The 13,145-nt window shown below is 72.9% G+C and carries 13 protein-coding genes; 4 read left to right on the top strand and 9 right to left on the bottom strand.

Translation table 11 applies throughout. The features are described 5' to 3' along the window. Positions 1 to 21 precede the first annotated feature (21 nt). Entirely contained in the window at positions 22 to 1,443 is a 1,422-nt protein-coding gene (locus AC1C2V_RS11705) for an FAD-dependent oxidoreductase (protein ID WP_495389784.1), read from the bottom strand. A gap of 134 nt (positions 1,444 to 1,577) precedes the next feature. Between AC1C2V_RS11705 and AC1C2V_RS11700 the strand changes: the two genes are divergently transcribed. After that, positions 1,578 to 2,588, top strand: coding sequence for a LacI family DNA-binding transcriptional regulator (locus tag AC1C2V_RS11700; RefSeq protein WP_495389783.1), 1,011 nt, complete (start codon positions 1,578 to 1,580; stop codon positions 2,586 to 2,588). Between the two features lie 107 nt (positions 2,589 to 2,695). On the opposite strand, the gene ybaK is transcribed toward AC1C2V_RS11700, so the two are convergent. After that, the gene (ybaK, locus tag AC1C2V_RS11695) at positions 2,696 to 3,196 is read right to left on the bottom strand and encodes a Cys-tRNA(Pro) deacylase (protein ID WP_495389782.1); all 501 of its coding nucleotides are present in this window, start codon (positions 3,194 to 3,196) and stop codon (positions 2,696 to 2,698) included. A gap of 255 nt (positions 3,197 to 3,451) precedes the next feature. Between ybaK and AC1C2V_RS11690 the strand changes: the two genes are divergently transcribed. After that, positions 3,452 to 4,207 carry a sulfite exporter TauE/SafE family protein gene (locus AC1C2V_RS11690; protein ID WP_495389781.1) on the top strand — a complete coding sequence of 252 codons (756 nt, stop codon included), beginning with the start codon at positions 3,452 to 3,454 and terminating at the stop codon, positions 4,205 to 4,207. 11 nt (positions 4,208 to 4,218) lie between these two features. Here the strand turns inward: AC1C2V_RS11690 and AC1C2V_RS11685 are convergent, their stop codons facing one another. The 5 genes from AC1C2V_RS11685 to AC1C2V_RS11665 all read right to left on the bottom strand — a co-directional run bounded on the left by AC1C2V_RS11685 (position 4,219) and on the right by AC1C2V_RS11665 (position 10,177). After that, positions 4,219 to 4,707 carry a hypothetical protein gene (locus AC1C2V_RS11685; RefSeq protein ID WP_495389780.1) on the bottom strand — a complete coding sequence of 163 codons (489 nt, stop codon included), beginning with the start codon at positions 4,705 to 4,707 and terminating at the stop codon, positions 4,219 to 4,221. Positions 4,708 to 4,799: 92 nt separating this feature from the next. After that, positions 4,800 to 7,589 carry a DEAD/DEAH box helicase gene (locus AC1C2V_RS11680; RefSeq protein WP_495389779.1) on the bottom strand — a complete coding sequence of 930 codons (2,790 nt, stop codon included), beginning with the start codon at positions 7,587 to 7,589 and terminating at the stop codon, positions 4,800 to 4,802. Between the two features lie 90 nt (positions 7,590 to 7,679). Then, positions 7,680 to 8,195: a lytic polysaccharide monooxygenase auxiliary activity family 9 protein gene (locus AC1C2V_RS11675; protein ID WP_495389778.1), complete on the bottom strand. Its 516-nt coding sequence runs from the start codon at positions 8,193 to 8,195 to the stop codon at positions 7,680 to 7,682. 160 nt (positions 8,196 to 8,355) lie between these two features. After that, on the bottom strand, positions 8,356 to 9,138 hold the full coding sequence (locus tag AC1C2V_RS11670; protein ID WP_495389777.1) for a phosphotransferase: 783 nt from the start codon (positions 9,136 to 9,138) through the stop codon (positions 8,356 to 8,358). Positions 9,139 to 9,190: 52 nt separating this feature from the next. Continuing rightward, the gene (locus AC1C2V_RS11665; protein WP_495389776.1) at positions 9,191 to 10,177 is read right to left on the bottom strand and encodes an EamA family transporter; all 987 of its coding nucleotides are present in this window, start codon (positions 10,175 to 10,177) and stop codon (positions 9,191 to 9,193) included. 38 nt (positions 10,178 to 10,215) lie between these two features. Between AC1C2V_RS11665 and AC1C2V_RS11660 the strand changes: the two genes are divergently transcribed. Together AC1C2V_RS11660 and AC1C2V_RS11655 are read left to right on the top strand one after the other, a co-directional pair. Next, positions 10,216 to 10,752 (top strand): CGNR zinc finger domain-containing protein, encoded by a 537-nt coding sequence (locus AC1C2V_RS11660; RefSeq protein ID WP_495389775.1) that lies wholly within the window; start codon positions 10,216 to 10,218, stop codon positions 10,750 to 10,752. 104 nt (positions 10,753 to 10,856) lie between these two features. Continuing rightward, positions 10,857 to 11,309: a peptidoglycan-binding domain-containing protein gene (locus AC1C2V_RS11655; protein ID WP_495389774.1), complete on the top strand. Its 453-nt coding sequence runs from the start codon at positions 10,857 to 10,859 to the stop codon at positions 11,307 to 11,309. Positions 11,310 to 11,558: 249 nt separating this feature from the next. Here the strand turns inward: AC1C2V_RS11655 and AC1C2V_RS11650 are convergent, their stop codons facing one another. Both AC1C2V_RS11650 and AC1C2V_RS11645 read right to left on the bottom strand, forming a co-directional pair. Then, positions 11,559 to 12,110, bottom strand: a complete 552-nt coding sequence (locus AC1C2V_RS11650; protein ID WP_495389773.1) for a sugar O-acetyltransferase — start codon at positions 12,108 to 12,110, stop codon at positions 11,559 to 11,561. A gap of 88 nt (positions 12,111 to 12,198) precedes the next feature. Beyond that, positions 12,199 to 13,125: a 3-methyladenine DNA glycosylase gene (locus AC1C2V_RS11645; protein ID WP_495389772.1), complete on the bottom strand. Its 927-nt coding sequence runs from the start codon at positions 13,123 to 13,125 to the stop codon at positions 12,199 to 12,201. Positions 13,126 to 13,145 lie beyond the last annotated feature (20 nt).

The raw sequence follows: 13,145 nt of genomic DNA, 5'->3' as shown, positions 1-13,145 counted from the left end.
CGACGTACTTCTCGCTTCGCGTCAGACCCGATCGCTCAGGGTCGCCTCGGCACGCTCTCGTACTGAATCGGCCGCGGGCAGGATGCCGCCGTTGGCGAGCAGCCGAGAGCGCAGATCTGCGACATCGACATCGCGCACCGTGATCTCTTCGCTCACGGCGATGGCTGCGGCGGTCCCGGCGGCTTCGCCGATCGCCAGGCACGTTCCCATGACCCGGGCCGAGGCGAACACCGTGGAGTCCAGCGAGATGGTGCGGCCGCTCAGCAGCAGACCGTCGACCTCCTGCGGCACCAGGCAGCCGTAGGGGATGCCGAACGGCTTCTCGACGACCGTCAGGTCGATGCCCTCCCCGGTGCCGGAATGGATGTCGATGTTGTAGGCCGACTGCGCGACGGCCGTCTCGGCCGTCTCGGGGTCGTAGAGGCTGTCCATGGTGAGCCGCTGCTCTCCGGCGAAGTGGCGAGTCTCGCGGACCCCGAGGGCGGGGGCGATCTGGGAGATCTCGATGTGCTCAAAACCGGGGACGGTCCGCATGAACTCGACGATCTGCAGAACCTGCTTGTACCCGCTCTGCAGGCCGCCTGAGAGCTCGACCGGGTCGCTGGCGTCGATCCTGGTCACCCGCGAGGTGTTGATGGCGAGCAGGCGCTCGGACGCCGTGCTGATGTAGATGAACTGATTGCGCGGGACTGTGAGGTCGCCTCGCTCGCGCGCCCCCGCCACGAGGTCGGTCAGCCCGATGAAGCAGTGACCGCGGGTGCGGCGGAGGAAGTCGACGTCGTAGCCCGCCGCGTAGTCCTCCTTGATGCCCATCTCGTGGGGATGCTCATCGAGGAACGTCCAGAACCGCTCGAGGTCGTGGCCTGTCACCGTGAACATCAGCGTGCTGGGCTGCATCGTCCCCGAGCCGTCCTGGCCGGCCGAGAAGGGCACACCGGCGAGGTAGGCCACGTCGCCGTCCCCCGTGCCGTCGATGACGACCTTCGCTTCGATCCGTGTCCGCGTCAGCTTCCCGAAAACGGTCACCGCCCGGATCTCACCGGCCTGGTCTACCTCGACGTCAAGGAGCTCGTTGTCGAAGAGGACGTCCACCCCCGCTTCCTCGCAGAGTTGCACGGCAACGATCTTGACCAGATCGGGTGACACGGGAGTGATCGAGTTGTGGACCGGGCAACGGAAATGCCCGGGCGAGCCACCGACGAGCATCAGGCGGTCGATCAGCTCCTGTGCGATTCCGCCCAGTGCCTGCTCGCCGGAGCGGTCGAGGTAGCCGAGGATCCCGAGACCGGACGCGGCGGCGCCCCCTAGCGCTGCGGTGCGCTCGACGATCAGAGTCCGGGCGCCGGACCGCCCGGCCGCGATCGCAGCGGAGAGGCCGCCGGGACCCCCTCCGATCACGACGACGTCGTACGAAGCTGAATTCTGACGCAGGCCAGTCTTCACGTCTGCCCCCTCCATTGCGGCTAGGTAATCGATTTACGGCACCGTAACTGCAATGACTCGACGCGTCAAACCTCGCCTTTTGATCACCGGTATGGTGGGGCGGTGGAGATCATCACCGCGCCCGGCGGCACGGGATGACGCGCACTGCAACGCTCCGTGAAGTGGCGCAAAAGGCGGGGGTTGCGGCTCCGACGGCATCCCGCGTCCTCAACGAGGATCCGACCGTGCACGTGCGTGACGAGACTCGGCGCCGGATCGTCCAGGCCGCCCGCGATCTCGGGTACACCCCCAACAGCGTCGCCCGTTCGTTGCGCGGGGCTCGCGCAGGCGCCATCGGTCTGGTGATGCACGACCTGGACAGCCCCATCAACGTCGCCGTGCTCAAGGGGGCGCAGAGCCGGTGCGCCGAGGCCGGTTACGTCACCCTGCTCGCCGACGCTGAGGACCTCGCGACCAACAACGGCCAGCTCCGCTCCTTCGTGGCGCGCGGCCGCCTCGACGGGGTCATCCTGCAGACGGGATACGGCCCCGGCGACCGCCTGGTCGAGCAGATCGCCAGCACGGTCCCCGCCGTCCTCGTGAACTCAGAGGTCAGCACGGCAGCGCCCGCCGTGTCGTTGGACGACCGCGCAGCGGGTGCGCTGGCCACGGAGCATCTCGTGAGCCTCGGCCACGAACGCATCGCGTTCGTCGGCGGACCGGCGCGATCGCCGAGCTCGGTCCGCCGCGAGCGCGGGTACCGCCGCACTCTTGAACAGCACGGCCTGCACGCCTCCGTGATCCCCGCAGGATGGACGGCATCCAAGGGCGCTGCGGCGACAGACGACCTGCTCCGTAAACCGAGCCTGACGGCCGTCGTCGTGGCCAATGCGGTCACGGCCGCCGGTGTGTTGAGTACCCTCCGTGATGCGGGTGTCGCCGTCCCCCACGACCTCTCGGTGGTCGCCATCCACGATCCCTGGTTCGTGGCGCACCTACCGGTCGCCCTGACGACGGTGAGGATGCCTCTCTTCGAGCTCGGCCTTGCCGCCGCACGTATGCTGATCGACCGGCTTGACGGCCAGGTACAGGTCGCGGACACGTTCATCGGTGACCCGCCACCGGAGCTCATCCTCCGTCGATCGACGGCAGCGCCCGGGCTCTGACGGACCTCGACGACGACAGCCGCCGGGCAGGTCGGCACACCGGCAGGTGCGCCGAGCTCACGACGGTCGCCGGTGCGCAGAGCGCGGTCGAGGACGTCGGTGGGCGGTCAGCCGCGGGCGATCGGCGCCAGCACTCCGTCGGTGAGCCGCAGCAGGTCCGCGGGCGCGAGGGAGACGTCGAGGCCGCGGCGCCCGCCCGAGACGTACACGACGTCGTGGCCGGAGGCGGACTCGTCGAGCACGGTGGCGTGCCGCCTCTTCTGGCCGAGCGGCGAGATGCCGCCCACCACGTAGCCGGTGGCACGCTGCGCCGCGGCGGGATCCGTCATCGCGGCACGCTTACCGCCGACCGCGCGGGCGAGCGCCTTGAGGTCGAGCGTGCGCTCCACGGGCACGATGCCGACTACGAGGGTGCCGTCGACGTCGGCCAGCAGGGTCTTGAGGACGATCGCGGGGTCGAGGCCGAGCGCCTGTGCGGCCTCGAGCCCGTAGCTGAGGTCCGAGGTGGGGTCGTGGTCGTAGGCGTGCACGGTGTAGTCCACCCCAGCCATCTCCAGGGCGGTCACCGCCGGGGTGCCGTGCGAGGCCTGCCTGCCCTTCTTCGCCACGCCGGCGATTCTGCCGTGCCCTCGTGGCCCGCGCGCACCGTCCGGCGAGGGCGTGCTCGAGGCGAGGGAACTTCTTCCGCCACGACTCGCGCCCCAGCTCGACGCTCCCGGCGGGGTGCGGCACCTCGCGGATGACGACCTGGGTGTCGCCGGGCACCGGCGCGAGGTCGACCCGCAGGTTCGACGGCCACGGCTCGTCCTGGTCGGGCGGCACGCGCACTCATCGGTGCGGCCGCGACCGCGTACCGTGGTGAGGTGCTCGCCCTCCTCGTCCTCGCGATCCTCGTGGGCGGGTCGCTCCAGCGGGTCACGGGTATGGGCTTCGGGCTCGTCGCGGGGCCGTTCATCGTGCTCATCGTGGGCCCGCTGGAGGGCGTGCTGTTCGTCAACCTCTCGGGCGCGATCGCGTCCACGCTCATCCTGGGCCGGGTGGCGCGTGACGTGGACTGGCGCCGGTATGCGTGGCTCGCCGGGACGTCGGTGGTGGTGATGGTGCCCGCCGCGCTGCTGCTGAGGGACGCAGGGCGCGCGGCGCTCGAGGTCACCGTCGGGGCCGTCGTCGTCGTCGCGATGACGCTTGCCGTCGTCACGACCCGCCTCCGTCGCGACGGCCGGCACCCGGTGCGCGCGGTGGCGCGCGGGCCTCTGGTCGTCACGGGGATCGCGAGCGGGGTCGGGAGCGTGGCGGCCGGCATCGGGGGCCCGCCGGTCGCGATCTACTCCGTGCTCACCGGCTGGGACCCGCGCCGGTTCGCCGCCACGGCCCAGCCCTTCTTCGCCACCAACGCCGCGGCCGCCCTCGTCGCCAAGCTGGTGCTCACGGACGCGTCGTTCCCGCCCTTCGCCGTCTGGCAGTGGGCGGTCGTGCTCGGCGCGATCGTCGCGGGCCTCGTCATCGGTGACCTGCTGGCGCCGCGCGTCCCCGCCGCCACCGTCCGCCGCGGACTGATCGTCCTCGCGTACGTCGGGGGTGTCGCGACCCTCGTCCAGGGGCTCGTCCACCTGGGCTGAGCGGGCCGCCGTCAGGCGCGGTGGGCCCCGGGATCGCCGCCCTCGCCGCCCTCGCGCGGCGTGTCCGCGGGTGCGTCCGCCCCGCGCCGCGGGGTGCTTTGCTGGCCGGCGTCCGGCTGGTCGGGGGTCGCCGTCCCCTCGGGGTCCAGCTCGTCCGCGCGGCGCAGCCGCTCGTCGATCTCGGCCCGGTGCTCGTCGAGGCTGGCTTCCCGGCCCCGCGCCTGCTCCTGCAGCCGCGCGGCCTCGGCCGCCTTCCGGTCGGCCTCCGCCTGCGACGTCTGCGCCTCCGCGTCGAGGGTCGAGGCCGAGGCCTCACGCTCCTGCACGGCGATGCGATCGTGCTCCGCCGTGCGGCGCAGCTCCGCCGCCTCCTTGCGCTGGGCCGTGCGCCGCCGCTCGGCCGCCGCGCGGGACCGGCGCACCAGCGACCACGCGAGCAGCACGAGGAGCAGCACCACGACGATGGCGACGATGATCCAGACGGTGGTCGAGTTGTCCATGCCGGGCTCCTGCCGTCGAGGCGCGTCGGGGTCGACGCCCTCACTCGATCAGACGGCGGGCGCGCCCTGCCCGCAACCGGGCGGCGACCGGCTCAGAACCGCCCGACGTCGACGACCGTGAGCGCGACCGAGCCGGCCTCGTCGCTGGCGGCGAGGTCGACGAGCGCCGTGATCGCCCAGTCGTGGTCGCCGTCCGCGTCGTCCAGCACCTGGCGCACCCACCAGGTCCCCGCGGGCACCTCGGCGTGCTCGACGCCGTCGGGCGTGGTGGCCGTGGCGCCGCCGGGCAGCTCGGCCCCGGGTTCGACGATCGTCAGGAGCGCCGCGGATCGGGCCGCCGGGCCGATCCCGATCGCGTCGTCGCCCTGCGCGTCGAACAGGGGGTCCAGGGCGGCGGCCCAGGCGTCGCCGTCCCAGCCGTGGCTGCCGTCGAGCGCCCCGAGCGCGTGGTAGTCCTCGCGGGCGGCCAGCTCGACCCGGCGGAACGTCGCGTTGCGCACCAGCCGGCGGAACGCGCGCGGGTTGCCGGTGACCGGGCGTGCGGGCGCCTCGGCCCCGACCTCCGCCAGCTCGCCCTCGATCATCGTGTCCGCGTCGTCGTCCACCGGGTTCTGCAGCCGCTCCCACTCGTCGAGCAGGGACGAGTCGACGCCGCGCACCAGCTCGCCGAGCCACTCGACCACCTCGTGCACCTCCTCGGTGCGGTGCTCCTCGGGCACCACCTGGCGCAGCGCGCGGTACGCGTCGGCGAGGTAGCGCAGCACCACGCCCTCCGTGCGCTCCAGGCCGTAGATGCTGACGAGCTCGGTGAACGTCATCGCCTGCTCGAGCATGTCGCGCACCACGGACTTGGGCGCCAGCTCGGCGTCGGCCACCCACGGGTTGGACCGCTTGTAGGTGGCGAACGCGGGCTCGAGCAGGTCGGCCAGCGGGCGCGGCCAGGTGACGTCCTCGAGCGCCTCCATGCGCTCCTCGTACTCCATGCCCTCGGCCTTCATCGCCGCGACGGCCTCGCCCTTCGCCTTGTTCTGCTGGGCGTAGAGGATCTGGCGCGGGTCGTCGAGCGTGGCCTCGATGACGGACACGACGTCGAGCACATGCGTGGGGCTCTCGACGTCGAGCAGGTCCATCGCGGCGAGGGCGAACGGCGACAGGGGCGCGTTGAGCGCGAAGTCGCGCGGGAGGTCGACGACGAGGCGCACGCTGGGGCGGTACCCGGCGGGACGCGTCGGGTCGGGCACGCGGACCTTCTCCACGACGCCGGCGATGCGCAGGGACCGGTAGATGCGGAAGGTCTGGCGCACGTGCGCCGACCGCTGCGCGTCGGTGTCGTGGTTCTCGGTGAGCAGGTGCCGCATGGCCTCGACCGGGTCGGTCGAGGCCCCGCTTGTCGAGCCTGCGCCGTCCTGAGCCTGTCGAAGGGTCGAAGCCCGCGCGAGCACGTTGAGCACCATGGCGTGGTTGACGTGGAACTGGCTGGACAGGGGCTCGGGCTCCGCGTCGCGCAGCCGCTCGAAGGTGGCGTCGGTCCAGTTGACGGACCCCGAGGGCGCCTTCTTGCGCACCACCTTCTTGATCTTCTTGGGGTCGTCGCCTGCCTTGGCGAGTATCTTGCGGTTCTCGATGACGTGCTCGGGCGCCATGACGATCACCTCGCCCACGGTGTCGAAGCCGGCGCGGCCGGCCCGGCCGGAGATCTGGTGGAACTCGCGGGCGGTGAGGTGGCGCATGCGCTCGCCGTCGAACTTCACCAGCGACGTCATGAGCACCGTGCGGATGGGCACGTTGATGCCCACGCCGAGGGTGTCCGTGCCGCAGACCACCTTGAGCAGGCCGCGCTGGGTGAGCCGCTCCACGAGCCGCCGGTACTTGGGCAGCATGCCCGCGTGGTGCACGCCGATACCCGCACGCAGGAACTTGCTCAGCGTCTTGCCGAACCCGGTGCCGAACCGGAACGCGCCGATCTCGGCGGCGATGGTGGCCTTCTCCTCCTTGGAGGCGACGGTCGTGGACAGCAGCGCCTGCGCGCGCTCGACGGCGTCCTTCTGCGTGAAGTGCACGACGTAGACCGGGGCGCGGTGGGTCGTGACCAGCTCGGCGATGACGTCGGTGAGCGGCTCGACGACGTAGGAGAACGTGAGGGGCACGGGGCGCTCGGCGCCCGCGACCTCCGCGACGGGGCGGCCGCTGCTCTCCGCGAGGTCCGCCCGCAGGCGCGTGGTGTCGCCGAGGGTGCCGGACATCAGCAGGAACTGCGTGTGCGGCAGCTCCAGCAGCGGCACCTGCCACGCCCAGCCGCGCTGCCGGTCGCCGTAGAAGTGGAACTCGTCCATGACGACCTGGGCGATCGCGTCGTCGGCCAGCGCGCCGTCGGCGCCGGGGGCGGCGTCGGGCCCGCGGCGCAGCGCGAGGTTGGCCAGGATCTCCGCGGTGCAGCAGATGATCGGGGCGTCGGCGTTGACCGCGGAGTCGCCGGTCATCATCCCGACGTTGCGAGATCCGAAGGCGGCGACGAGGTCGAAGAACTTCTCGCTCACCAGCGCCTTCAGCGGCGCGGTGTAGTAGGTGCGCCCGCCGAGCCCCGAGCGGCGCGCGGCGAGGGCGGCGAACTGGGCGCCCATCGCGACCATCGACTTGCCGGAGCCGGTCGGGGTCGCCAGCACGACGTGCGAGCCCGTCATCAGCTCGAGCAGCGCCTCCTCCTGGTGCGGGTACAGCGGGCGACCCGTGCCCGTCGCCCACTCGCCGAAGCCCTCGAAGAGGACGTCGGGATCCGGGGTACCTCCCGTCGGCGCGGGCAGGTACGGCAGGAGCGTGCCGGCGGGGCGCGGGGCCGGGGCGGCGTCGGAGGGGGGCGAGGTGGTCGAGGTCGGGGAAGTCATGGTCGGGCCATTCTTCCAGGCCACGCCAACCGGTGGATCGGGGACGACGGCTCGGGACGACGGGCCGTCCCGAGCCGTCGACCTGATCGGCTAGCTGACGGTCACGTCCACGCAGGCGTAGAACGCGTTGGCCGTGTCGGCGACGTTCCACCGGGCCAAGATGGTGTGGTTGCCGGCGGGCAGGTTGTCGACCGTGTGCTCGACGATCTCCTCGGGCTGCGCGCCGCCGTCGTCGAACGTGCGGTGCAGCACCCCGTCGACGAAGTACTCCCAGGTGGACGTGGCGTGCCGCACGGTGAGCTGCCACCGGAACGTCTCGCTCGACCCGACCTCGGTGCGAGGCCAGGCCAGGCTGTCGTCGTCGAGGATCCCGAAGCGCGAGTTGCCGCCCGAGCACTCCATGGAGCCCTTGGCTCCCTCGACGCTGTGCGGCTCGTACTTGATGTCACCGCAGTCGAAGGGGGTGGTTCCCTTCGCGCAGTGGTCCTGCCGGCTGGGTGGGTTGGTGACCCAACCGTGCGCGGACGCCGTCGGCGCCACTGCCACCGGCGCGAGGACCGCCACGGCACCCACGGCCGCGGCGAGGAGGGTTGAACGCAGTCGCATCGTTGCTCTCCCGTTCGTGAGGAAGCTGGACAAATTCGACGCTAGAACGTCGTCCAGCCCTGCACATCAGGGGAACCGCGTCATCTCGCCGTGATCTCGGCGACCGCGCGTACGGGTTCTCCCGTACGCGGGGACCGGGCAGGGGCGCTCAGTAGGGCGCTCAGCCCAGGTCCCACAGCCGCCGGTAGAAGGCGATGCGCTCGGCGTCGGGGGCGATCCCGTACGCGTCGAAGAACGCCGGCTCGTAGCCGTCGCCGTAGTTCCACTCCAGGCTGTAGCTAGCGACGGCGAGGTCGGCCCAGCGGTCGGCGACGCCGAGGGCGTCGAGGTCGACGTGCGCGGTCCAGCGGCCGCCGTCGTCCAGCAGCGTGTTGGGGGCGCACGGGTCGCCGTGGCACACGACGATCCGGTCGTCGTCGGGCACGTCGCCGACCTGCGCGCGGGCGGCGGGCTTCATGCGGGCGACGCGGTCGGCGACGCCCCACGAGAACGGGCAGTCGTCGACCGGGAGCGTGTCGTGCAGGGCGCGCAGGCCGGCGCCGATCGCCCGGGCGGCCGTCTCGGGGTGGGCGAGCCACCGCAGGTCGACGGCCGAGCGGCCCGCGATGCCGGCCGTGACGAGCCAGCGCCCGGCGGCGTCCTCGCCGGTCTCGAGCACGCGGGGGACGGGGGTGTAGGGGCCGGCCCAGGCAAGGCGCTCGACCTCGGCGTCGAGGTCGAGCTCGGGGGTGCCGGCCGGCACCCACTTGACGTAGCGCTCGGTGCTTCCCGAACTGACTCCCGACCTGGCGTCGGATCCGTCGTCGTGCCGGGTCAGGCGGAACGTGAGGCCCCCGAGCTCGTTGTGCCAGACGGGCACGATCTCGTCCCCGGCGGCGAGGAGGCGCACCCGCTCGGGCACGACGACGCGCTCGGTCGGCGCGGAGGCCAGGACGTGGGACATGGCCGCATCCTCGCACCGGGGGCGCCCGGGGCCCACAGAATTCGCGGAGGGTTCAGGCGGACGGGCGCGCGGCGTCGACTGCCGCCGCGGCGTCCGGCGCCCTGCGCCGCGTGGCGGTCTCGCCCTGCTGGACGACGACCACGCCGGCCAGCACGAGCAGCCCGCCGGCGAGCTGGACGGGTCGCGGCAGCTCGTCGAGCAGGAGCCAGGCGAAGACCACGGCGCTGAGCACCTCGAGCAGCCCCACGAACGACGCCGGCCGCGCGCCGAGCCGCCGCCCGGCACCCACCCCCGTGACGTAGGCGACGCCCGCGGTCACCACCCCGAGCGTCCCGAGCACCGCCCACACGGGCGCGACCGCGCCCGCCAGCGCCACCGGGTCCGCCGTGGCGGTGACGGGCATGACGCCGACCGCGGCGAGCAGCCCCAGCACGACGGCGCCCACGACGAGCCCGCCCGCCGCGAGGCTCAGCGGGGGCAGACCGGTGCCCCCGCGGGCGTTGAGGAGGAAGTAGGCCGAGACCCCGACCATCGCGCCGAGCGCCCAGGCCACGCCGGCGGGGTCGAGCCGCGTGCCGGTGAGGTCGAGGACCAGCACGAGGCCGGCGGCGGCGAGCGCGATGCCGGCGAGCGTCGTGCGGCCGGGGCGCTGCCCGTGCCGCAGCCACAGCCAGGCGACCACGGCAGCGGGCGAGGAGTACTCGATCAGCAGCGCCGGGCCCACCTGCATGTGCTGCACGGCGGCGAAGTAGCAGAACTGCGTGGCCGCGACCCCGAGCGCGCCGTACGCGAGCAGCAGCCGCATGTTGCGTCGCACGGGGCGCCAGTCGCCGCGCAGGGCAGCGACGCCGAACGGGAGCACGACGAGCGCGCCGATCGCGACGCGCACGAGGACGACGGCGCCCGGGCTCCACCCGGTCCCGAAGAGCCCGGCGGCGAGCGGCCCCGACAGGCTGAAGCTCACTGCGGACGCGACCGCGAGGGCGAGGCCGGAGCCCCACCGGGGCGGTGCGGTCACGTCATGCGCCACAGTGCTCATGACCCATGACGCTAGACATCGTGGGATAACGTGTCAACGTGGTCTTCGCACATGACACGGTGATCTCGCTGCGGGCTGCCGTCGACCTCGTCAACGCGGAGGAGCCGCCGCGCACGCTCACGACGGTGGCCGACCTCGACGCGTTCTTCACGCGGCAGGGCTACACGGGCCGGCACGACGGCACCGAGGCCGAGCTGGCCCGGGTGCGGGCGCTGGCGCCGCGCCTGCGACGGCTGCTGCTCGCAGGCCGCGACGACGCGGCCGCGATGGTCAACGACCTGCTCGAGCGTTCCGGGGCGCGGCCCCGGCTCGTGCGGCACACGGGGCAGGACTGGCACGTGCACGCGGTCGCCGCCGACGCGCCGCTCGACGACCGCATCGCCGTCGAGACCGCCATGGCGATGATCGACGTCGTCCGCGCCGGCGAGCACTCCCGCCTCACGGTCTGCGCCGACGCGGACTGCGACGGCCTCGTGCTCGACCTGTCGCGTAACCGGTCGCGGCGGTACTGCTCCACCGCCTGCACCAACCGCAACGCGCAGGCCGCGCTGCGGGCGCGCCGCGCCGGGGCCTGACCCCGTCGACGTATCTGGGCGGGTCGCGTCCGCTCCCTCCGGGCGAGGATGTCGGGCCCCCCGGGCGACGATCCGCCCCGCCCGGCCCCGCGAAGGAGACGACGATGTCCGTCACGACCGACCGAGCTCTCGACCCGTGGCCGATCGTCCGCCCGGGTGACAAGTTCCACCCCGTCGGCACGCTGCAGCACCTGCTCAACGAGCACGGCCACGACCTGGAGGTCGACCAGTCCTTCGGCTCGCTCACCGAGGCGGCCGTGCGCGCCTCGCAGCGCGACTTCGGCCTCGAGGTGGACGGCGTCGTCGGCCCGCTCACCTGGGGCGCGATCATCGTCACCGTGCGGCAGGGCAGCCGCGGCCACGCCGTGCGGGGTGCGCAGTCCGAGCTCGACACCCGAGGCGCGTTCGATCTCCTGGTGGACGGCGTCTTCGGTGCGAAGACCGAGACCGCGGTGCGGGAGTTCCAGTCCGCGCTGGCCGCGTTCGGCGTCGACGTGGACGGCGTCGTCGGGCCGGTGACCTGGCGCGCGATGGTCAGCGGGATGGCCTCCCACTGACGGTCTTCCTCTGACGGCCTTCCCCTGCGGGGGCGTCGGTCCTTGGAGTCCTCGCGGTGACGATGCCCGGCTCCTGGGAGGGCGCCGGGGCCGCGAACCTGCGCGGGGAGCTCGATCCGTGCGGGGCTCGTCGGTGACCACGCCTTCGGCGTGTTCAACGTGCTGGGGAACGTCGCGATGTTCGTCCCGTTGGGGTGGCTCGTAGCGCTGGCTGTCGCGCGACGCCGGATAGTGGCCGCCGCGGAGATCCTAGGTTCGCCGGACGACCGTGGCAGGGCTCCCGGCGGCGACGACCCGCTCCGGAAGGTCCTTGAGCACGACGCTCCCGGCGCCGACGACGGTGTCCCTGCCGATGCGGACCCCTGGCCCGACGATGACGCCCGCCCCGAGCCAGGCGTTCTCGCCGACCTCGATCCCGAGCGCGCGCTCCCAACCTGCGCGTCGCATCTCGTGGTCCTCGACCGGGTGCAACGCTGTCATGAGCTGCACCGAGGGCCCGAGGCGCGCATGGGGCCCGATGACGATCGGGGCGTCGTCCATGAAGAAGGCATCGGCGTTGACGAAAGCGTCGGCGCCGATCGACACGTTGAACCCATAGCTGCACCGGAAGCTCGGCACAACCTCTGCCCGGTCGCCGAGATGACCGAGCAGCTCACGCAAGATCTCGTCGCGCTGTGCCCGGTCCGCCGGCGCGGCCAGCCGCAGTCCGTCAAGTGTCCGAGCGCACCGGTCTCGAAGTCGGGCGAGCTCCGGACCGTCCTGATACCAGTCACCGCTCGTCATCGCCGCCACCGTCGTCACGCCCCCATCGTGCCGGAGCTGCGGACCGCGCGCGGTCACCGCCGTCGTACGACGTCGTCAACCGACAGGGGGAAGGCGGCGAACGACGTCACTCCCGGGGCAGGAGTGAGTCGCAGACCTCGACGAGTCGGGCGCGCAGCTCCTGGCCACGCGCGGTGAACCCGCGCTGGCGGCGCACGTACTCGGCCTTGCCCTCCGGCGTCTCGATCGGCACGGCCTCGATGCCGTACGCCGAGACGTCGTAGGGCGCGGCGGCCATGTCGGTGTACCGGATGTCGCGGGCGAGCTCGAACGCGTCGAGCAGCAGCTCGCCGGGCACGGCCGGCCCCAGCTTGGTGGCCCACTTGTAGAGGTCCATGCCCGCGTGCAGGCAGCCCGGCTGCTCCATCGCGGGCTGGCGCTCGCGGGTGGGCCGCAGCTGGTTGCGCTCGCGCGACTCGGGCGTGAAGAAGCGGTACGCGTCGAAGTGCGAGCACGCGATGCGGTGCGACTCGACGACCGCGTCGGTGCCGTCGTGCCCGAGCCGCAGGGGGAGCGGGTGCCGGTGGTCGCGCCCCGCCTCACGGTCGCGGTAGACCATCGCCCACTCGTGCAGGCCGAAGCAGCCGAACGTGCCGGGGCGCGCGGCCGTGGCCCCGACCAGCGCGCGCACGTAGCGGACGGTGTCGCCGCGGTCGGCGAGGAAGGCGTCGACGTCGAGCGTCGCGCCGGCGCCGCCGCCCGGCAGCGCAACCTCGCGGTACCAGCGCCGGACGGCGTGCTCGTCGGCGCCCTCGAGCACCGCGCCCGGGCCGGGGTGCCACCGGCGCAGGTGGCTCGCCCGCGTGGGGTAGTAGGTGAACAGGAAGTCCTCGATGGCGTGCTTCTCGCCGCGGTCGCGGGCGTCGCGCCACACGGCGGTCAGGGCGTCCGCCCGCTCGGCGTGCGCGGCGGCGCGCGGCCCCCACTCGGCGGCGGGCACGACCGTGCCGGCGGCCGGCGCGGCCGCGGGGTCGTCGAGGGTGAGGGGGCGCACCCCACCAGGGTACGAGCGCG

This window comes from Isoptericola sp. Y541 (assembly GCF_059445465.1).
Note: the sequence above shows the minus strand (reverse complement) of the source record. Positions and strands in the feature narration are given on the sequence as shown.